Genomic DNA, 19507 nt, shown 5'->3' on the forward strand with positions numbered 1-19507 from the left:
GGCGCGCCATCGTGTCCGGCTGCGGCAAAGCGGCCTTCGCACCGGCAGCCTCGACCGCAACCGTTTCGATAAATTCTAGCGCGTTTGTCTGTCAGAGGAAATCGGATCGAACGAGGAAAACCCGCACTTTCAGTCATTTAACGTGAATTCGGGGCGAATATGACCGGTTTTGCACCTGGATGCCCAAGCGGTGGGTCAAACCAGCGATTTTCTAGCGTCCAGGTTGTGGCGTGGCATCCTTGTCGAGTGCCGCAGGCCTATGATAGCCACTCGCCGCGATCACCTCATTCAACCGTTCGTGCGGACGCCCGCGACGAACCGGTTCCACCCGCCCGGCAGCGCTTCAGGAGAATTTTCGATGGCAAACGGCAACGGCACCCCTCCGGAGCAGTCACCCCCCCAGCTCAATGTGCTAGCGCAATACACCAAGGACCTGTCGTTCGAAAACCCGAACGCCCCAGCCTCGCTGGCACCGCAGGCCCAGCAGCCGAACATCAATATCCAGATCAATGTCGGCGCCAACAATCTCTCCGAGAGCGAATATGAAGTGACGCTGTCGGTCGAGGGCAAGGCCGAGAACGCCGGCTCAGTGCTGTTCTCTTTCGAACTGGCCTATGCCGGCGTGTTCCGCATCGTCAACGTGCCACAGGAAAACCTGCACCCGCTGGTTATGATCGAATGCCCGCGCCTACTCTTCCCGTTCGCGCGCGAAATCATCGCCACCGCGGTGCGCGATGGTGGTTTCCCGCCGCTGATGCTCGATCCCGTGGATTTCGTCGGTCTGTACCGGCAGAACCTGGAACGTCAGGCTCAAGCCGACGCTGGTCCGGCAAACTAAGTTCGGGTGCTCCAAACAATAAGCTTACCTCATGGCCGGGCGTGTCCCGGCCATTGTCGTTTTACGACGGCGTTCCCAGAAATTCGTTCCAGATTGCCTTCTCGCCCATCGTTGCGACAAAGGCGCGGTGCTCGGCGCGATCGGCTTCGGTCACGCGCGGCGCAAGTGCGATCTCGCGCTGGCGGCGCGGTGCGTCATTGATGCTGCCGGTGCGCTGCGCAGGCGCTTCGTCCGCCAGGATCAGTTGCGACTGCCGGGCGCCAATGAGGTCAATATAGACTTCCGCCAGCAATTCGGAGTCGAGCAGCGCGCCGTGCTTGGTGCGGCGGGAATTGTCGATCGCATAGCGGGCGCAGAGATCGTCGAGCTTGTTCGACACACCGGGATGCTTGCGGCGCGCCAGCAGCAGCGTGTCAACGAGACGCTCGCGCGGCACCGGCGGGCGCTTGATGCGATCGAGTTCGGCATTGATGAAGCCGAGGTCGAACATGCCGTTATGAATCACCAGCGGCGAATCGCCGATGAAGGCCATGAAGTCGTCGACCACTTCGTGAAACAGCGGCTTGGTCGACAGGAACTCGGCCGACAGCCCGTGCACGTTGAATGCTTCCTGAGGCATGTCACGCTCGGGATTGACGTAGACATGGAAGGTCTGGCCGGTCGGCATCCGGTTGAAGATTTCAAGGCAACCGATTTCCACCAGCCGATCGCCCCGGAGGGGATCGAGGCCGGTGGTTTCGGTATCCATGACGATTTCGCGCATCGAACTAAGCCGGTTGTCGAATCAGGGGACGGTCAGGGCCGCCGTTGTGGCATCTTAACAGCCTCGGCGAGAATTTCACGGATCTGCTCCCGCACGGGATCCAATCCGTTCGATGTATCCACCACGAAGTCGGCGCGCTTGCGCTTTTCGGCGTCAGGCAGCTGCCGCGCCAGAATGGCATCGAGTTTCTCGGCCGTCATACCCTCGCGCGCCAGGATGCGCTCGCGCTGCTGCTCGGGATTGGTGGACACGACAACTACCGCATCGACCCGCTTTTCTCCGCCGGTTTCATAGAGCAGGGGCACATCGACCACTGCCACCGGCGCACCCGACTTCTCTGCATCGTCCAGGAATTTTCTATGATAGGCGCCGAGCAGCGGATGCACGATCTGCTCGAGCTTCTTCATCGCGGCGGCATCGTGCACTACCAGCGGCGATAGCTTCGCGCGATCGACCTTGCCATTCACGGTGGTTCCGGGAAACGCCGCCTCGATCAGCGGTGCAGCTTCGCCGTCATAGATCATGTGCACGGTGGCGTCGGCGTCATAGACCGGCACGCCGGCTTCCATGAACAACTTCGCCGTGGTGGATTTCCCCATTCCGATCGAACCGGTCAGCCCCAATACGCGCATCAAGTCCTCATCAAAATCAGATCGCGATCATCTCTTCGCCGCGCAGGAAACTCAGCAGCGGCAGTAGTGGCAGACCAAGAATGGTGAAGTGATCGCCTTCAATCAGCTCGAACAGATGCACACCCAGACCTTCGAGCTGATAGGCGCCGACACTCGTCGTCACCTTGTCGCCTGCAGCGTCCAGATAGGCATTGATCGCCGCACCATCCAGCTTGCGCATGGTCATATGCGCCACGGAGGCATTGGAGAACAACGTCGCACCATCGCAAACGACGGCAAGCGCTGAATGCAATTCGTGGGTCCGACCGGCGAGGATCGCAAGTTGTTCGGCCGCCTGTTCGCGTCCGGCGGGTTTGCTGAACATCCGATCCCCGAGCGCCAGGGTTTGATCGGCGCCAAGAACATAGCGGCCGGGATGACGCAGCGAGATAAAGGCCGCCTTCCGCTCGGCGAGCAAGGCTGCGATCTCGCCCGGCGCCTTCAACCCGGATTTCTGCTGGATGCCGCGCTCGTCGATATCCGCCGGCATCGCATCAAACGTAATGCCAGCATTCGCCAGCAACTCACGACGCGCCAAACTCTGCGACGCCAGGATCAGTGGTTGCACGCCGCGCCAAATGGTCATTCGGACATCCTCTGACGCTGGCGATCGGCCAGCAGTTTCATGATGGCTGCCGCGGTTTCCTCGATGGAGCGACGTGTCACTTCCAACAAAGCCCAGCCGTATTTGGCGCTAAGCTTGCGCGCATAGGTGACTTCGTCCGTGACCGACTGGCGATCGATATAATCGTCATTGGCCGTATCGCTACCAATGCTGAGAAGCCGGTTCTGGCGAATCTGAATCAAGCGCTCCGGCGTCGCGTGCAGGCTGACCACCAGCGGATTTTTCAACGTCTCAAGCTGATGGGGAATGGGGATGCCGGGAACGAGCGGCACATTGGCCGTGCGCACACCACGATTGGCAAGATAGATCGATGTTGGTGTCTTCGATGTGCGCGAAACGCCGACCAGAACCACGTCCGCTTCTTCGAGGCCTTCCACATGCTGGCCGTCGTCATGCATCATCGAATAATTCAGCGCGTCGATACGCTTGAAATATTCGGCGTTGAGCGTGTGCTGCGCACCGACGCGGCCGGTGGTCGACGCACCAAGATAAGCCTGAAAGAGCTGCATCACTGGCCCGATGATCGACAGGCTCGGGCTGTTGATCTCCTGGCACTTGGCTTCCAACCGGCCGACGAGATCTTTTTCCAGCAGCGTGAAGAGAACAATGCCCGGCGCTTCCTCGATTTCGGAAAGCACACGATCGAGTTGCTTTTGGCTGCGGACAAGTGGGTAGACATGTTCGACCGGGGTGACGTTGGCATATTGCGCCGCGACGGCGCGGGCCACCGTGATCAACGTCTCACCGGTCGAATCGGAGACCAGATGAAGATGAAAATAGCTGCCGGTGGTGGGCACCATGATCGTGTATGTCCTGTGAATCTCTGTGGAGCTTTTCCGGGAAATCGACCATCGCCTCAGCGGGCCCGGGATAACTCGGTTTTTTCTTCACAGGGCTCATGAAGAGGAAAAGCTCTGAGGCTGCTCTGAATGATAATGGGGTTATCCGGGTTTGTCTTGGGATAATCCAGTGCACGGCGACGGTAAGCCTTTGCGCTGCATATCGAACTTGCATGCAGGCCGCTTTGGAGAAATCACGTGGCCATGTGCATAAGCGTGGGACAGTTCCGGGATTGTTTTGGGCGGCTGAAATCCACTGTCACTTAGACTCAAACCTAAGATTCTATAAATATTATTTAAGAGAAGGATGGCTTGCGGATAGTGCGGTGATCCGCTCTGTATCGGCGCGTCCTGCAACGCGGCTTTCCGGTGAAATGTTCCGGTCTCGGCACGTGCGATGTGACGCAGTGATGCTGGAAAGAACTTTCGAATGTATGAATGGGCCAAGGCGCTGCATGTGATCGCCGTCATCTCCTGGATGGCGGGCATGCTCTATCTGCCGCGACTGTTCGTCTATCACTGCGATGCGGAGATCGGCTCGAAGCAATCCGAAACCTTCAAGGTGATGGAGCGTCGCCTGCTCAAGGCGATCATCAATCCGGCGATGATCGCCACTTGGATCCTCGGCCTGTATCTCGCCTGGGCCGGTCACTGGTTCAGCTCGGGCTGGTTTCACGCCAAACTGACGCTGGTGCTGCTGATGTCTGGCGTTCATGGCTTCCTGAGTGCCCGGGTGCGTGATTTTGCTCAGGACAAAAATGCGCGGACTTCTAAATTCTATCGAATTATCAACGAGGTACCCACAATTTTGATGATCCTGATCGTCATTTTGGTGATCGTGAAGCCGTTCTAGGCCAAATTTGTCATCACAACCGCCGTTTCGGCTCCTTGCGCGACACCCTGCGATTTTCTATATTCGCGTCATCCCACCCCACGCAGGCGGATGTGGTTTGTACCGGTTTCGCTTTTTGAACCGGCCACCGCATCAGGTTTGAAGCTCCTTCAGCACCTTCCTCGCTCAAGACTTCCTGGCCAGAGACCTGCGGACTTTCCTGATCTTTTCCAGCGTCCGCATCCGTCTTGGCTACCTCGCGCTCCCTCCCCGACTTTCCACAGGATCCCTCCCAATGCGGGAAATGAAACTCCAGGACCTCAAGGCCAAGACGCCAGCCGAGCTTGTCTCGTTTGCGGAAGAGCTCGGGGTCGAAAATGCCAGCACCATGCGCAAGCAGGAGCTGATGTTCGCGAGCTTGAAGCAGCTAGCGATCAAGGAAACCGACATCATCGGTGAAGGCGTCGTCGAGGTTCTCTCCGACGGCTTCGGCTTCTTACGGTCGCCCGATGCGAACTACCTGCCAGGTCCGGACGATATTTATGTCTCGCCCTCGCAGATCCGCCGCTTCGGCTTGCGCACTGGCGATACGGTCGAAGGCCATATCCGCAGCCCGAAGGAAGGCGAACGTTATTTCGCTTTGCTCAAGGTCAATACGCTCAACTTCGAAGATCCCGAGAAGTCGAAGCACAAGGTCAATTTCGACAACCTCACCCCGCTGTTTCCGGACCAGCGCTTCCGCCTCGAGCTGGAAGATTCGACCCGCCGCGATCTCTCGGCGCGTGTCATCGACATCGTCGCGCCGATCGGCAAGGGTCAACGCGCACTGATCGTCGCGCCGCCGCGGACGGGTAAAACCGTGCTGATGCAGAACATCGCGCATTCGATCACCGCCAACCACCCGGAATGCTATCTGATCGTTCTTCTGATCGACGAACGTCCGGAAGAAGTCACCGACATGCAGCGTTCGGTGAAGGGTGAGGTCGTCTCCTCGACCTTCGACGAACCGGCGGTGCGTCACGTTCAGGTCGCCGAAATGGTGATCGAGAAGGCCAAGCGCCTGGTCGAACATGGCCGCGACGTGGTCATCCTGCTGGATTCGATCACCCGTCTTGGCCGTGCTTACAACACCGTGGTGCCGTCATCCGGCAAGGTGCTCACCGGCGGTGTCGACGCCAATGCTCTGCAGCGTCCGAAGCGCTTCTTCGGTGCGGCCCGTAATGTGGAAGAAGGTGGTTCGCTGACCATCATCGCCACCGCGCTGGTCGATACCGGCAGCCGCATGGACGAAGTCATCTTTGAAGAATTCAAGGGCACCGGTAACTCGGAACTCATCCTGGACCGCAAGGTCTCGGACAAGCGGACTTTCCCGGCGATCGATATCTCGCGCTCGGGCACCCGCAAGGAAGAGCTCATCACCGATCCGCAGCTCCTCAAGAAGATGTATGTGCTCCGCCGCATTCTCAATCCGATGGGTACGATGGACGCTATCGACTTCCTGCTCGACAAGCTCCGCAACACGAAGAACAACTCGGAATTCTTCGATTCGATGAATACGTAAGTTTCGGGGCTGTTCGAGCGAACAGCTTCAGGACTGCAAAACGCGCCGTTGCGAAAGCAGCGGCGCTTTTTTGTGTCGGTTCTTTGTACTGACCGTTGACCGTCATTCCGGGATGTACGGAGGTCGGCGAAGACGCCTGATGCACAGACCCGGAATCCCCGATTGTTTTAAACATCTGGGGATTCTGGGTTCAGAATCCCCATTGCATCGCATCGCCCCCATCGGCAAATAGGCGATGCATCCACGCGACCAGACGATCTACGCTTTGTCCTCCGGCCGCCCGCCGACAGCGATTGCGATTGTCCGCGTGTCAGGTCCTCAGGCAGGTGAGGCGCTGACGCGTCTGGCAAGGAAGCTGCCGGCGCCACGGCTGGCGGCTCATGTTCTGCTGTCAGACGAAAAGCTTGGTCCGATCGACGATGCAGTGGTGCTGTGGTTTCCGGAACCGGCCAGTGCGACCGGGGAAGATGTTGCCGAATTTCATATCCACGGCGGACGCGCAGTGCTGGCTTCCTTGTTTGAAGCGCTGGCGGCTATCGATGGCTTACGGCCGGCGGAGCCCGGCGAATTCACCCGCCGCGCTTTCGAGAACGGCAAGCTCGACCTGACCGAGGCGGAAGGCCTCGACGATCTGATTCACGCGGACACTGACCGGCAGCGGCGTCAGGCGCTGCGGCAGCTCAAGGGACTGCTCGGCGACAAGGCGCGCAACTGGCGACAGCAGATCATCGAGGCGCTGGCCCTGGTCGAAGTCGGCATCGATTTTTCTGACGAAGGCGACGTATCCGCCGAATTGCTGGCGCCGGCTTTGGCGAAAGCATCGGCGCTGCATCGGGAGATCGAGGAGGTGCTGGCGGCGCAGGGTCGAAGCGAGCGGTTGCGCGACGGTCTGGTGGTGGCCATCGCGGGTCAGCCCAATGTCGGCAAATCGACGCTGATGAATCAGCTCGCCCGGCGCGACGTGGCAATTGTTTCACCGCATGCCGGCACCACCCGCGACGTTATCGAGGTGCAGCTCGACCTCGACGGTTATCCGGTGACGATCATCGACACCGCCGGCATTCGTGAGACGGCCGATCCGGTGGAGGAGGAGGGCGTGCGCCGGGCGCGGGCTCGGGCGGCCGAAGCGGATCTGGTGCTCTGGCTGGTGGACTCCAGCGCAGGGGCATCTCATCCAGAGCAATGGCTGGCGGAATCTGAGACGCCGGTCTGGGTGGTCCGGAACAAGGTCGATCTGGTCCAGGCTGCCTCAGCCGGGCCAGACTTGTTGATCGCAATTTCTGCAGAGCGCGGCGATGGCCTCGCACAACTGTTGGCCCTGCTGGTTGACTTCGCCGGTCGGTACTTTGGGAGCGGTGAGGCTGGGCTGATTACCCGGGAGCGGCAGCGTCTTTTGCTGCGCAGCACTTCGAGTTTGCTGCAGCATGCTGCAGCATCGGCCGGGCATGGTGAAGAATTCGTTGCGGAAGATATGCGTGCTGCAGCGCAGCAATTGGGGCGGTTGCTTGGGCGGGTGGATGTGGAAGATATCCTTGATAGCATCTTCCGGGATTTTTGTATAGGTAAATAATATTACTTTATTCATTTTTTAATGAAATGAATATTGAATCAACTCAGGCGTGGAACTCTCGGTAAAAGCATAGAGATTTCAGCCATCATTGCGAGCGGAGCGAAGCAATCCAGACGGCCGGGTAGCTGACTTGCAAAAGACAGGACTGCTTCGTTGCGGGCGTGCGCTATGCAATGACGGCTAAAGCAGATTGTGTTTCACGTGAAACAGTCCTGCCTCTTAGATCCTCTTCAGAGGACATCCGTTGTTTCACGTGAAACAGTGCCTGTGGATTTCTCTTCAATCCCGGCGACGCCCGCGCTAGAAGCTGCGGCCATGCAGGACAAGTTTGACGTCATCGTAATCGGGGGAGGCCATGCCGGCTGCGAGGCCGCAGCTGGTGCTGCGCGCATGGGCGCGCGGACTGCGTTGGTCACGCACCAGTTTGCGACCATTGGCGCAATGTCCTGTAATCCTGCTATTGGCGGTCTCGGCAAAGGCCATCTGGTTCGCGAGGTCGATGCGCTGGACGGGTTGATGGGCCGCGTGGCCGATGCCGGCGGCATCCAGTTCCGCATGCTCAATCGCAAGAAGGGTCCGGCCGTTCGTGGCCCGCGCACCCAGGCGGACCGCAAGCTTTACGCTGCCGCGATGCAGGTGGCGATCGTCGCGACCAAGAATCTGAGTGTGATCGAAGGCGAGGCCGACGACCTGCTGATGTCAAACGGCCGGGTCACCGGCATCCGTCTGGTCGATGGCCGCGAACTCTCCGCCGGATCGGTGGTCATCACCACTGGGACCTTTCTGCGCGGCCTGATCCATCTCGGCGAGAAGAACTGGCCCGCTGGCCGGATCGATGAAGCTCCCGCCCTCGGCCTGTCCAAGGCGTTCGAGCGCGTCGGCTTTACCCTCGGACGGCTCAAGACCGGTACGCCACCGCGGCTCGATGGGACCACCATCGACTGGGCGGGGGTAGAGATGCAGTCCGCTGACGATCCGCCGGAGCCGTTCTCGGTCATGACCGAGCGGATCACCAATCCGCAGATTCAGTGCGGCATCACGCGCACCACACCGGCGACCCATGAGGTGATCCGGGCCAATGTGCATCGCTCGCCGATGTATTCCGGCCAGATCAAGAGCTCAGGGCCGCGCTATTGCCCGTCCATCGAGGACAAGATCGTCCGCTTTGGCGATCGCGATGGTCACCAGATCTTCCTGGAGCCGGAAGGCCTCGATGACTCCACGGTCTATCCCAACGGCATCTCTACCTCACTGCCCGAGGAGGTTCAGGCCGCGATCCTGGCCTCGATCCCCGGTCTCGAGCGGGTCCGAATGGTCCGCCCGGGTTATGCGATCGAATATGACCACGTGGATCCCCGCGAACTCGATCCGACGCTGCAGACCAAGCGTGTCCCCGGCCTGTTTCTGGCCGGGCAGATCAATGGCACCACCGGATACGAAGAAGCGGCCGCCCAGGGTCTCGTCGCCGGTTTGAATGCGGCCCTGGCCGCGAGTGGGAGCCAGTTGACCGTGTTCGACCGGGCTGACGGTTATCTCGGCGTGATGATCGACGATCTGGTCACCCGCGGGATTACCGAGCCCTATCGGATGTTCACGTCGCGGGCCGAATATCGTCTCACGCTGCGTGCCGACAACGCCGATCAGCGCCTGACCGACAAGGGTATCAGCCTGGGATGTGTCGGCAGCGCTCGTTCGGTCCGGCATGGGGCCAAGATGGAAGCCCTCACCGTCGGTAAGACGCTCACGCAGGCGCTTTCGATCACTCCTAACGGGGCGGCGAAGCATGGTCTGGTGCTCAATCACGACGGTCAGCGTCGCTCTGCCTTCGATCTCCTCTCCTACCCAGAGACCGAATGGGCCACCGTGACCCGGATCTGGCCAGAATTATCGGCCATTGACCCAGCGATCGGCACCCATATCGAGATCGATGCCAAATATGATGTCTATCTGAAGCGTCAGACCGCGGATGTGGAGGCTTTTCGCCGTGACGAGGGTCTCTCGCTGGTGGATGTCGACTATGATGCGGTCCCCGGACTGTCCAATGAGGCCCGGGCCAAGCTCAAGGCCGCGCTTCCACACACGGTGGGGCAGGCGGGACGTCTGGATGGTATGACTCCGGCCGCATTGGCCATTCTCGCGGCCTATCTCCGCCGCGAAGCACGGAAGCCGAAGGCTGCTTTGGCCTAATTGGTTGTTTCACGTGAAACAGAAGCCGAAATCAGCGCGGCTCCGTTGAAGATGGCTTCACTGGCCGGCGGGGCCAGAAGGCAACGGCTGCTACGGCCACTGTAAAGAGAATCACGGCGACGATTGTCTGGACCACGTCGAAATTGAGTGCGTCACGCGAGACGAATAGCGCAGTGATGGGTGCTGCCAGCATCAGGAAAAGCCGTACGATCACACTCATGGTCATCTGCCTCCAACGATGATTCATTGGAGGCCGGACTCGTCCTGCTCGCATTGATCCTGGTCAACTCACTGTCCTGAATCCTCTATGCTGCAAACCCTTGCGCCCTCAGGGCGGCATTCAGCTGGTTATCAGAGGTGCTGAACAGGTCGTACAGGACGGCGTAAGGATCGCCTTCAAGCTTGAGAGCACGCGCAAAGGCAGGCTCTGTCTTTACTCCTCCGGCTCGTAACGCGCAGATGGCGGTGTGGAAGGCGGGTCCGCCCAGGGTCAGCAGTCGCTTCTCGACCTCGAAGTGCCGCCAGCCAGCTTGATCCTGTACCGGAGTCGAGCTGACGAAGATTTCGAATGGCCATCCATAGGTGCTGAGCTTAGCGACGACCGGTCGGCCTCTGGCCGACCATTGATAGAGCGCGAAGTCATCGGCCTCGCGAAAATGCTCCCAGAGCAGGGTGGCTACGGAAGATCTATCCGTGGCGCAACAAACGATATCGATGTCGCTGCCGGGTCTGGCCAGGCCAAGCGGAAGTGTGCCGACCACATGCGGATCGAACGGCGCCAGGATTCTGAGCAGATTAGTTCGCCGCAGAGCCTCCTGATAGATCGGTCGCTCGGTCATCGCGTGTTTTTCGTCCCGATTTGCCGCTGCCGCTCCGCAATTCGATAGCCGGAAAAATGGACTCAGAGTATGGATGGGTCCCAACAGCTTTACAGACAATCCAATGGCTCAACGATCCCAACAAGCGGCGCCCGCACCCCGGCTCGATGCCGATAAGGCTGCGGCCTTGCGGCTGACCCCTGTTTCACGTGAAACGGAAGACAGGCTCGATCGCTATGTCGACCTGTTGCTGCAGTGGCAGGCCAAGACAAATCTGATTTCGCCGGCCACGCTTCCAAATCTCTGGACGCGCCATATCTCGGATTCGCTGCAGCTTCTGAACCTTGCGCCTTCAGCCATGACCTGGCTCGACTTCGGCAGCGGCGGAGGTTTCCCCGGTGTGGTTCTGGCCTGTGCCATGGGTGATGTCGCTGGCGGACATGTTCATCTCGTCGAGCGAAACGCCAAGAAGGCGGCGTTCCTGCGCGAAGCGTTACGTGTGACGCAAGCCCCAGGCACAATTCATCTGGCTGACATCGGGGATAATGTGGATAGATTTCCCGAGCATGTCGATTGCATCACCGCGCGTGCCGTTGCCTCGTTACATATCGTCATCGGTTTCGCCGAGCCCCTGATGAAGCCGGGCACAAAAGCCTTATTTCTCAAGGGTCAAGATGTAGAATCGGAATTGACCGAAGCTACTAGATATTGGAATATAAGCCCGCGCCTGCATGCCAGCCTGACCGGCGGACAAGGCTGGATCGTCGAACTCGACCGGATCGAGCGACTGACCCCGTCCGCAAACCAAAATGGCCACACCAATGACCGTAATTGATCAGCAATATCAAGAGCATACGTCAAATACGGTGCCTGGCCATCCGCGCATCCTGGCGCTGGCGAATCAGAAGGGCGGCGTTGGCAAGACCACCACCGCGATTAATCTCGGCACCGCACTCGCCGCGATCGGCGAGCGCGTGTTGATCGTCGATCTCGATCCGCAGGGCAATGCATCCACCGGTCTCGGCATCGATCGTCGCAATCGCAACTGCTCAACCTATGACGTTCTGATCGGCGAAGCGCCGCTGCGCGATGCGGTCGTCGTCACCGCCGTGCCGCGTCTGCACATAGCCGCCTCGACCATGGATCTGTCGGGCCTCGAGCTTGAACTCGGTTCGGCCCGTGATCGCGCCTTCCGGCTGCGCGATGCGATCGGCGAGTTGAACAACAATGTCTCGCCGGGCTCCGACTATACTTACGTGCTGATCGATTGCCCGCCATCGCTCAACCTTCTCACCGTCAATGCCATGGCCGCGTCGGATGCGATTCTCGTTCCGCTGCAGTGTGAGTTCTTCGCGCTCGAAGGTCTGTCGCAATTGTTGCAGACCGTGGAGCAGGTACGCTCGACGCTGAATCCGAACCTGTCGATCCATGGCATCGTGCTGACCATGTTCGACTCGCGCAACAACCTGTCAAACCAGGTCGTTGCCGACGTACGCGAATTCATGGGCAGCAAGGTCTACGAGACCATGATTCCGCGCAACGTCCGCATTTCGGAAGCGCCGTCCTACGGCAAGCCGGTGCTGGTCTATGACCTGAAGTGCTCGGGCTCTGAAGCCTATCTGCGGCTCGCGACCGAAGTGATCCAGCGCGAGCGCGACCTGCGTACCGCTCACTGAGCAAGTAGGGTGGGCAAAGCACAGCGTGCCCACAACAGCGGATCGCAAACGATAATGGCAGGCACGGCGCAAGTACGCCTTTGCCCAGCCTGCAACCGAATTTCAAGTTTGAGTACGGAGTGGCGCGATGAGTTCGAAGGGATTGGCGATGGCTGATGAAGCGCGTTCGCGGCTGGGCCGCGGTCTTGCAAGTCTGATCGGCGATGTCGGCGGCGAGGCCGCGCATGTCGAGCGTCCTTCGCGCAACCAGCGCAAGGTGCCTATTGAATTTCTCAAGGCCAATCCGCGCAACCCGCGTCGGGCTTTTGCCGATGCTGAGCTCGCCGAACTCGCGGCCTCGATCAAGCAGCATGGCGTGATCCAGCCGATCGTGGTGCGGCCGGTGAAGGGTAGCAACGATCGCTTCGAGATCATCGCCGGCGAACGCCGCTGGCGCGCGTCGCAGATCGCCGGTCTACATGAAGTGCCGATCGTGCCGCTCGACGTGACGGATTCGGCCGCGATGGAAATCGCGATCATCGAAAACGTCCAGCGCGAAGATCTCAACGCGATGGAAGAGGCGCAGGGCTATCACGCGCTCGCCGAGACCTACAAACACAGCCAGGACGAGATCGCGAAAATCGTCGGCAAGAGCCGCAGCCATGTCGCCAACATGATGCGCCTCACCAAGCTGCCGGAGGACGTGCAGGGCCTGATCGCTTCCGGTCAGTTGTCCAACGGTCACGCTCGCGCGCTGATCAACCTGCCGGACGCATCGGGCGCTGCGAAGCGGATCATCGCCGAGGGACTGAACGTTCGTCAGACCGAAGCACTCGCGCACGAAGAGGGCGTGCCGGAGCGCGCGCCGCAGAAGCCGCGCACGTCGTCTCCCAAGGCGGCGAAGGATGCCGACACGATCGCGCTGGAGAAACGGGTCAGCGACGTGCTCGGGCTGAAAGTGTCGGTGGATCACCGTGATCCGGGCGGCACCGTGATCATCAAGTATCGTGATCTCGATCAGCTCGACGAAATTCTGAAGCGGCTGGATTCGGAGAGCTAACCTCGCCGCCTTGCATTCACGGCAATCGACATCAACGCCCTCTGTGCGATCACCGCGCCGAGGGCGTTTTGCTTGCGGACGTCGAGGGCGGCAACGGCGAGCTGGTCGATGATGCTGACCAACCGCTGTGCGGAGAAATTTCGCAGCGCTGCTTCCACCGTTCCCTTGCGGGAAAAATGCAGCCGCGGAAATCCGCTTTCCACGGCTGCTGATGCCGAACTACCAGCCTCCACCAGCAGGCTGGCTTTGTGCAGCAATGCGGCCTGGCGCTGCGCGGCCATCATGATCATGCCCGGATAAGTTCCGGCGATCATCGCCTTGTTGAACTCGACTTCCACCGCGGCGGGATTCCCGGCAAAGGCGCCGTCGACAATTGGATCGATCTTCAGCTCGGACGCGTCGGCGACGACGGCCATCACGTCGTCGAGCGTGACTTCGCCGGTACCATGCGCATAGAGCGTGAGCTTGCGGAGCTCGTTACGCGATGCCTGCCGATCGCCGCCGAGCAGCGACATTAGTGTGGCGCGTGCATCCGGCGCCATGCGGAGATTGGAGACGCGGAGCTCTTCATCGATAAGCTTTGCGAGATCGCGCTCGGTGTCGGGGTAACAGGCGATGGCCACCGCGGTCCTGGCCTTCTCGCAGACTTTCCGCAATGGCGATTCCGGCCGAAGCTCACCAGCCTCGATGACGATGCGGCAATCCTTGATATCGGAGTCAGCGAGCGTGTCGACGCCGCTGGAAAAATTCTTCGAGCCTGCGCGCACACGGATCGCCCGCCGCCCACCGAACAGCGGCACCGTCATGGCTTCTTCGACGAGACGCGACGGCTCGGCGGCCAAATCATCGCCGTCCATGCGAACCAGCGAAAATGGATCATTGGGATCGTCGACCGCGGATTTCATCAGCGCGTCGGCGCGCTCGCGGACGAGTCCAGCGTCAGCTCCGTAGAGCAGAATGATCGGCCGGCCGGCATCCGGCCGCGCCAGAAACGTGTCGATGTCTTTTCCGCGAAGCGCGACCACGCGACGGCTTAGGTGCCGGCGTAGAAGAACGACGCCAGACGGGTATTGATGTTGTCGGCGATCTCACCGGCCGCACGGTCTTCGGCGTCCCGATAGGCGCGGGCTCGGGCGAAGCGCTGCAACTGGCCCGGGATGTCATAAGTGACGCGGGAGAAGGTGCTGCCGGTCAGGACCTGTTTGCCGGTGGCGATCTCGATTAGACCATAGGTCGCATCGATGCCGTAGTTTTCGCTGGTCGGCAGCGCGGTATTCGGATCGACGATCAGCGAGGTCCGGCTCGGATTGAAGCGAATCTTCAGCTGATAGGTCGGCGGCAGGCCGGTGGCGCTGCCGTACATCTTGAACATCAGTGCATTGCGGATATTCACGCCGACGCGGGCTTGCGGCGACGCGTTGGGATAGTCTAGCGGCGGCACCTCGACGCCCTGCAGCTTCTCGCGCAGGCCGGGTTTACCGTCGCCACGCTCGGCATACATCGGCTGGAAGCAGCCGGCCGTCAGCGCCGCCAGGGTGGCGACGACCATGAGCCGGGCGGCAATGCGGGATTTAGCCGACAACATTCACGATCCTCTGGGCGACGACGATGACCTTCTTGACGGGCTTGCCGTCCAGCGCCTGTTTTACAGCATCGAGCGCCAGAGCGGCAGCCTCAATTTCCGGGTTCGTCGCTTCCCGGGCCACTGTGACTTCTCCACGTTTCTTACCATTGACCTGTACCGGCAGGGTCATGGTGTCTTCAACCAGCAGATTGGGCTCGATTTGCGGCCAACGGGCTTCCGAGATCATGCCCGGTTGCCCCAGCACACCCCAGCATTCCTCGGCCAGATGCGGCATCATCGGCGCAAACAGTTGAACAAGGATGACCGAGGCCTCGTGGAGCGCCCAGCAGACATCCGGGGTCGGGGTTCCCGAACGCGCCAAAGCTTCGCCCAGCAGGTTGGAAAATTCGCGGATATGGGCGAGGCAGACATTGAAATGCAGTTTTTCGATCTCGGTCGAGACCTTGCTGAGCGCGCCATGCGCGGCCTTGCGGATCGCCATCGCATCCGGACCGAATTCGGTGGGACGGGCTGCCGGCGCCGATTTGCCGTGCGCGGCTGATTCGTTGATCTGACGCCACAGGCGCTGCACGAAACGTGAGGCGCCCTTGACGCCTTCCTCGCTCCAGATGACGTCGCGGTCCGGCGGCGAATCCGACAGCATGAACCAGCGGGCGGTATCGGCGCCGTAGGTGCCGATGATGTCGTCGGGATCGACCGTGTTGCGCTTCGACTTCGACATCTTCTCGATCGAGCCGATCTCCACTGGTGATCCGTCGGTCAGCATGGTTGCGCGGCGGCCGTCACCGTCGCCGGTGATGTTGATCTCGGCCGGTGAGGCGAAGGTGCCGTCCAGCTTCTTGTAGGTCTCGTGAACCACCATGCCCTGCGTGAACATGCCGGCGAACGGTTCGTCGAAATTGACGTGACCGGTCGCCTTCATCGCGCGGGTGAAGAAGCGGCTATAGAGCAGATGCAGGATCGCGTGTTCGACGCCGCCGATATACTGATTGACCGGCATCATGCGATTGGCGACGCCCGGTGTTGTCGGCGCTGCTGTGTTCCACGGATCGGTAAAGCGCGCGAAGTACCAGGACGAATCGACGAACGTATCCATCGTGTCGGTCTCGCGCCGCGCATCCGCGCCACAGTTCGGGCACTTCACGTGCTTCCAGGTCGGATGATGATCGAGCGCGTTGCCTGGCTTGTCGAAGGTCACATCCTCCGGCAGCACGACGGGCAGATCCTTGTCCGGCACCGGCACGATATCGCAACTCGGGCAGTGGATGATCGGGATCGGGCAGCCCCAGTAGCGCTGGCGTGAGATGCCCCAGTCGCGCAGGCGGAAGTTCACCTGCCGCTCGCCAACCGGTGCGTTGCCGCGAATCTCGGCTTCGAGCTGCTTTGCGACCTCAGCCTTGGCTTGTTCGATCGTCATGCCATCGAGAAAGCGCGAATTGATCATGCGGCCATCGCCGTCATAGGCGACGTCGGTCACGACAAAGGTCGCCGGATCCTGCCCCTCGGGACAGACTACCGGCGTGCTGCCGAGATCATATTTATTGACGAAGTCGAGGTCGCGCTGGTCATGTGCCGGGCAGCCGAAGATGGCGCCGGTGCCGTATTCCATCAGGATAAAGTTCGCGACATAGACCGGCAGCTTCCAGTTCGGATCGAACGGATGCACGGCCTTGATGCCGGTATCGAAGCCCATCTTTTCGGCGGTGTCGATCTCAGCCTGGGCGGTGCCGCGCCGTTTGCACTCGGCGATGAATTCGGTCAGTGCCGGATTGTTCTTCGCTGCCGCCGTGGCAAGCGGATGGTCCGGCGCAATCGCCATGAACTTGGCACCGAACAGTGTGTCGGGCCGCGTCGTGAAGATCTTCAGTTCATTGTCGCCTGATGGCGTCGTTTTGGGATCCAGCGCAAAGCGGATCAACAGGCCTTCGCTGCGGCCGATCCAGTTGCGCTGCATCAGCCTGACTTTGTCGGGCCAGCGGTCGAGCGTATCCAGCGCGTCGAGCAGCTCCTGCGAATACTTCGTGATCTTGAAGACCCACTGGTTCATCTCGCGCTGCTCGACCAGCGCGCCGGAGCGCCAGCCGCGGCCGTCGATCACCTGCTCATTGGCGAGCACGGTCATATCGACCGGGTCCCAGTTGATCTTGCGCTTCTCGCGCTCTGCGAGCCCGACCTTCAGAAAGTCGAGAAACATCTTCTGCTGATGCTTGTAATAGCTGGGGTCGCAGGTCGCGAATTCGCGCGCCCAGTCCAGCGACAGACCCATGGTCTGCAGCTGCTTCTTCATCGATGCGATGTTCTCATAGGTCCACGCCTTCGGAGCGACCTTGCGCTCGATCGCGGCGTTCTCGGCGGGCAGGCCGAACGCATCCCAGCCCATCGGATGCAGAACGTTCTTGCCTTGCGCGCGCTGGAAGCGCGCAACCACGTCGCCCATCGTATAGTTGCGGACATGGCCCATATGGATGCGCCCCGACGGATAGGGGAACATCTCGAGTACGTAATACTTCTCGCGCGGATCGTCGTTCTTGGTGGCGAAGATCGCCTTGTCGTCCCAGACGCGCTGCCAGCGCGGTTCGGTCTCGCGGGCGTTGTAACGTTCGTTGCTCATGGTGCTTTTGAAATCCGCCGGCCGGTTCGAGCGCTTCTCAGATCATGGACGCGCGAACGAGGTCGCAAACCGGTGCTTGCTCGGGCTGAATTCGCGCTGAGGCGGGGGACTAGGCCATAAAAGGCCGCGTTAGGTCAATGGTTTAAGACAAGAAACGGGCCAGGGGCGGGGGCCCGCCGTCTCACCCCGCCAGCGACACGGCCGTGCCATACGCCCGGACGAAGCCGTGCTCCACCACGGTGTTGCGGCCACGCCGTTTGGCGGCGTAGAGCGAGGCATCGGCTGCCTCGATCAAATCGTTCGCCGTCTCCAGCGTAGCTGGCATCGTCGAGGCCACGCCGACACTGACCGTGACCCGCTGATGTGCGCTGGTGGCATGGGAGACCGCCAGGTTCCAGATTGCCGCGCGTACCATTTCGCCGATTTGGACGCCGCGGGCGACCTCGGTGCCCGGCAGCAGCAGGCAGAATTCCTCGCCGCCATAGCGTCCGGCAAAGCCCGAGCAGCGATCGGCCAGGCTGGAGAGAGCTTCGCCGACGCGCGCCAGGCAAGCATCGCCTTCGGGATGGCCATAGGTGTCGTTGAAGAGTTTGAAGTGATCGACGTCGATCATCAGCAGCGTCAGATGGTCGCCGGATTGCTGGGCCTTCAGCCATTCGAAATCGAGGCGGCTCTGGAAGCCGCGCCGATTGGCAAGGCCAGACAGCATGTCGATGGAGGCAAGCACCGTGAGCTGCTCGTTGCTGGCGCGCAATTCGCGTTCGCGACCACGCAACTGCGCCGCCATGCCGTAAAATGCGCGTGCCAGCGGTACGAACTCGGCCGGCAGCTTGTTCCGCGCTACGCGGGCCGACCAGTCGCCGCGACCGAAGCGCTGCGCCATGGTCTCCATCATCTGGATCGGCTTGATGATCAGTCGCTCCGCAACCACCAGCGCGCCAAGCAGAACGAACAGGCAAACGAAGGCGAGCTGCAAATAGGCGGTGCGGATCTCGCGATCGGCAACCGCCGAGACTCGGGCCTCGTCGATGCTGACGATCAATTGCGCGCCGGTACCGGGGATTGTCGCGAATGATACGGTGCGCTGTGAACCGTCATTGGCGCTGAATGACAGCGAACCGGCCTGCTTATCCGTATTGCGCAGATGCGCTTCGATCATCGGCAATAGAGCAAGGTCTTCCATCGGCCGACCAATCGCGCTGGCGTTTGTCGGCGGCGCTGCAAGCACGGTGCCGGCATGATCGACCAGCAGTGTCGTGACACCGGGCCGGTCGCCGAGATTGCCCATGATCTTCGACATCCAGTCGAGATTCACCGCCGCCAGTACCACGGCATCGTCGCCCTTAGTAAGGCCCGGTGCGAGATAGGCAGCCATCACTGTCGGCTGGTTCGTTAAACGGCTGAACAGATAATCGCTGACGACAAACTCACCGGTCGCTATCGCTTTCTTGAAATAGGGGCGATCGCTGAAATCGAATCTCTGCTCGATGACTTCCGGCCAGGTCGAGCACAGGGCGATGCCATCCGCACCGGCCACCGTCAGGCTGCGCAGCCACGGCATATCGCCGCGGAGGCTCGCCCGCATAATGGCGCAGCTCCGATTCACCTGAGCGGCCGACGTATAGATGTAGGCGGATGATTTCAGCACGGCCTCGATCGAGGCGAAAACTTCGCGCTGTGCATCGGCGCTGTGCTGGGCGACACCAGCGAAATCACGCGCGGCCGTCGCGATCTGGTGGGTACGCGTCGCATCGAGTGAGCGAATTCGCTCCGCCATCAATGGCCCGACCAGAATGAGGGCCAACAGGACCAGTCGAGCGCGAATACCGAGAGCTCCCCTAAGCCTCGCTTTATTGCGGTTAATACCGATGCGTGACATCTTCGATCCCTAA

The 19507-nt window shown here is 60.6% G+C and carries 18 protein-coding genes; 8 read left to right on the plus strand and 10 right to left on the minus strand.

Annotated elements, in window-relative coordinates; all coding sequences use genetic code 11:
- Nucleotides 1–358 precede the first annotated feature (358 nt).
- Nucleotides 359–838 carry a protein-export chaperone SecB gene (gene secB / locus LPB73_RS25695; RefSeq protein WP_068730233.1) on the plus strand — a complete coding sequence of 160 codons (480 nt, stop codon included), beginning with the start codon at nt 359–361 and terminating at the stop codon, nt 836–838.
- A 61-nt stretch (nt 839–899) separates the two neighbouring features.
- Here the strand turns inward: secB and dnaQ are convergent, their stop codons facing one another.
- From dnaQ to LPB73_RS25715, 4 genes are read right to left on the minus strand one after another with little or no spacing between them, the layout of a single operon-like run.
- Nucleotides 900–1601 (minus strand): DNA polymerase III subunit epsilon, encoded by a 702-nt coding sequence (gene dnaQ / locus LPB73_RS25700; protein ID WP_089263111.1) that lies wholly within the window; start codon nt 1599–1601, stop codon nt 900–902.
- Between the two features lie 32 nt (nt 1602–1633).
- Nucleotides 1634–2233, minus strand: a complete 600-nt coding sequence (gene coaE / locus LPB73_RS25705) for a dephospho-CoA kinase (protein ID WP_231078641.1) — start codon at nt 2231–2233, stop codon at nt 1634–1636.
- Nucleotides 2234–2249: 16 nt separating this feature from the next.
- Nucleotides 2250–2858, minus strand: a complete 609-nt coding sequence (locus LPB73_RS25710) for a Maf family protein (protein ID WP_231078642.1) — start codon at nt 2856–2858, stop codon at nt 2250–2252.
- Entirely contained in the window at nt 2855–3694 is an 840-nt protein-coding gene (locus LPB73_RS25715; protein WP_089263669.1) for a pyruvate, water dikinase regulatory protein, read from the minus strand. The genes LPB73_RS25710 and LPB73_RS25715 overlap by 4 nt, the downstream gene beginning before the upstream one ends.
- A gap of 472 nt (nt 3695–4166) precedes the next feature.
- Between LPB73_RS25715 and hemJ the strand changes: the two genes are divergently transcribed.
- The 4 genes from hemJ (at nt 4167) to mnmG (ending at nt 9886) form a co-directional block, all read left to right on the plus strand.
- Nucleotides 4167–4589 (plus strand): protoporphyrinogen oxidase HemJ, encoded by a 423-nt coding sequence (gene hemJ, locus LPB73_RS25720; protein ID WP_231078643.1) that lies wholly within the window; start codon nt 4167–4169, stop codon nt 4587–4589.
- A gap of 274 nt (nt 4590–4863) precedes the next feature.
- A complete protein-coding gene (gene rho, locus LPB73_RS25725; protein WP_068730228.1) occupies nt 4864–6129 on the plus strand; it encodes a transcription termination factor Rho in 1266 nt (421 codons plus the stop codon).
- Between the two features lie 235 nt (nt 6130–6364).
- Nucleotides 6365–7699 (plus strand): tRNA uridine-5-carboxymethylaminomethyl(34) synthesis GTPase MnmE, encoded by a 1335-nt coding sequence (gene mnmE, locus LPB73_RS25730; RefSeq protein ID WP_231078644.1) that lies wholly within the window; start codon nt 6365–6367, stop codon nt 7697–7699.
- A gap of 315 nt (nt 7700–8014) precedes the next feature.
- Complete coding sequence (mnmG, locus tag LPB73_RS25735; protein WP_231078645.1) at nt 8015–9886, plus strand: tRNA uridine-5-carboxymethylaminomethyl(34) synthesis enzyme MnmG; 1872 nt, start codon at nt 8015–8017, stop codon at nt 9884–9886.
- Nucleotides 9887–9917: 31 nt separating this feature from the next.
- Here the strand turns inward: mnmG and LPB73_RS25740 are convergent, their stop codons facing one another.
- Together LPB73_RS25740 and LPB73_RS25745 are read right to left on the minus strand one after the other, a co-directional pair.
- Entirely contained in the window at nt 9918–10106 is a 189-nt protein-coding gene (locus LPB73_RS25740) for a hypothetical protein (protein ID WP_089263671.1), read from the minus strand.
- Between the two features lie 85 nt (nt 10107–10191).
- Nucleotides 10192–10725: a DUF4269 domain-containing protein gene (locus tag LPB73_RS25745; protein ID WP_231078646.1), complete on the minus strand. Its 534-nt coding sequence runs from the start codon at nt 10723–10725 to the stop codon at nt 10192–10194.
- Nucleotides 10726–10828: 103 nt separating this feature from the next.
- On the opposite strand from LPB73_RS25745, the gene rsmG reads away from it, so the two are divergent.
- The 3 genes from rsmG (at nt 10829) to LPB73_RS25760 (ending at nt 13419) form a co-directional block, all read left to right on the plus strand.
- Nucleotides 10829–11539, plus strand: coding sequence for a 16S rRNA (guanine(527)-N(7))-methyltransferase RsmG (rsmG, locus tag LPB73_RS25750; protein WP_231081251.1), 711 nt, complete (start codon nt 10829–10831; stop codon nt 11537–11539).
- On the plus strand, nt 11526–12380 hold the full coding sequence (locus tag LPB73_RS25755) for a ParA family protein (protein ID WP_068730223.1): 855 nt from the start codon (nt 11526–11528) through the stop codon (nt 12378–12380). The genes rsmG and LPB73_RS25755 overlap by 14 nt, the downstream gene beginning before the upstream one ends.
- 148 nt (nt 12381–12528) lie before the next feature.
- Complete coding sequence (locus LPB73_RS25760) at nt 12529–13419, plus strand: ParB/RepB/Spo0J family partition protein (protein ID WP_184520081.1); 891 nt, start codon at nt 12529–12531, stop codon at nt 13417–13419.
- Here LPB73_RS25760 and holA read toward each other — a convergent pair.
- The 4 genes from holA to LPB73_RS25780 all read right to left on the minus strand — a co-directional run bounded on the left by holA (nt 13416) and on the right by LPB73_RS25780 (nt 19494).
- Entirely contained in the window at nt 13416–14444 is a 1029-nt protein-coding gene (gene holA, locus LPB73_RS25765; RefSeq protein ID WP_089263129.1) for a DNA polymerase III subunit delta, read from the minus strand. The two genes, LPB73_RS25760 and holA, sit on opposite strands and share 4 nt — an antisense overlap.
- Before the next feature lie 8 nt (nt 14445–14452).
- On the minus strand, nt 14453–15004 hold the full coding sequence (locus tag LPB73_RS25770) for an LPS assembly lipoprotein LptE (RefSeq protein ID WP_089263131.1): 552 nt from the start codon (nt 15002–15004) through the stop codon (nt 14453–14455).
- Nucleotides 14991–17615 (minus strand): leucine--tRNA ligase, encoded by a 2625-nt coding sequence (gene leuS / locus LPB73_RS25775; RefSeq protein ID WP_231078647.1) that lies wholly within the window; start codon nt 17613–17615, stop codon nt 14991–14993. Before leuS ends, LPB73_RS25770 begins: the two co-directional genes overlap by 14 nt.
- A 181-nt stretch (nt 17616–17796) precedes the next feature.
- On the minus strand, nt 17797–19494 hold the full coding sequence (locus tag LPB73_RS25780) for a diguanylate cyclase domain-containing protein (protein WP_231078648.1): 1698 nt from the start codon (nt 19492–19494) through the stop codon (nt 17797–17799).
- Between the last annotated feature and the right edge of the window lie 13 nt (nt 19495–19507).

It is taken from the genome of Tardiphaga sp. 37S4 (assembly GCF_021044645.1).
GTDB classification, from domain to species: domain Bacteria; phylum Pseudomonadota; class Alphaproteobacteria; order Rhizobiales; family Xanthobacteraceae; genus Tardiphaga; species Tardiphaga robiniae.

Bases quoted from the DNA above. Each gene is read 5' to 3' on its own strand.
- secB (WP_068730233.1), top strand. From the start codon at position 359: ATGGCAAACGGCAACGGCACCCCTCCGGAGCAGTCACCCCCCCAGCTC.
- mnmG (WP_231078645.1), top strand. From the start codon at position 8,015: ATGCAGGACAAGTTTGACGTCATCGTAATCGGGGGAGGCCATGCCGGC.
- LPB73_RS25710 (WP_231078642.1), bottom strand. From the start codon at position 2,858: ATGACCATTTGGCGCGGCGTGCAACCACTGATCCTGGCGTCGCAGAGT.
- LPB73_RS25740 (WP_089263671.1), bottom strand. From the start codon at position 10,106: ATGAGTGTGATCGTACGGCTTTTCCTGATGCTGGCAGCACCCATCACT.
- coaE (WP_231078641.1), bottom strand. From the start codon at position 2,233: ATGCGCGTATTGGGGCTGACCGGTTCGATCGGAATGGGGAAATCCACC.
- LPB73_RS25755 (WP_068730223.1), top strand. From the start codon at position 11,526: ATGACCGTAATTGATCAGCAATATCAAGAGCATACGTCAAATACGGTG.
- LPB73_RS25760 (WP_184520081.1), top strand. From the start codon at position 12,529: ATGGCTGATGAAGCGCGTTCGCGGCTGGGCCGCGGTCTTGCAAGTCTG.
- hemJ (WP_231078643.1), top strand. From the start codon at position 4,167: ATGTATGAATGGGCCAAGGCGCTGCATGTGATCGCCGTCATCTCCTGG.
- LPB73_RS25745 (WP_231078646.1), bottom strand. From the start codon at position 10,725: ATGACCGAGCGACCGATCTATCAGGAGGCTCTGCGGCGAACTAATCTG.
- dnaQ (WP_089263111.1), bottom strand. From the start codon at position 1,601: ATGCGCGAAATCGTCATGGATACCGAAACCACCGGCCTCGATCCCCTC.
- LPB73_RS25770 (WP_089263131.1), bottom strand. From the start codon at position 15,004: ATGTTGTCGGCTAAATCCCGCATTGCCGCCCGGCTCATGGTCGTCGCC.
- rho (WP_068730228.1), top strand. From the start codon at position 4,864: ATGCGGGAAATGAAACTCCAGGACCTCAAGGCCAAGACGCCAGCCGAG.
- LPB73_RS25780 (WP_231078648.1), bottom strand. From the start codon at position 19,494: ATGTCACGCATCGGTATTAACCGCAATAAAGCGAGGCTTAGGGGAGCT.
- rsmG (WP_231081251.1), top strand. From the start codon at position 10,829: ATGGCTCAACGATCCCAACAAGCGGCGCCCGCACCCCGGCTCGATGCC.
- mnmE (WP_231078644.1), top strand. From the start codon at position 6,365: ATGCATCCACGCGACCAGACGATCTACGCTTTGTCCTCCGGCCGCCCG.
- leuS (WP_231078647.1), bottom strand. From the start codon at position 17,615: ATGAGCAACGAACGTTACAACGCCCGCGAGACCGAACCGCGCTGGCAG.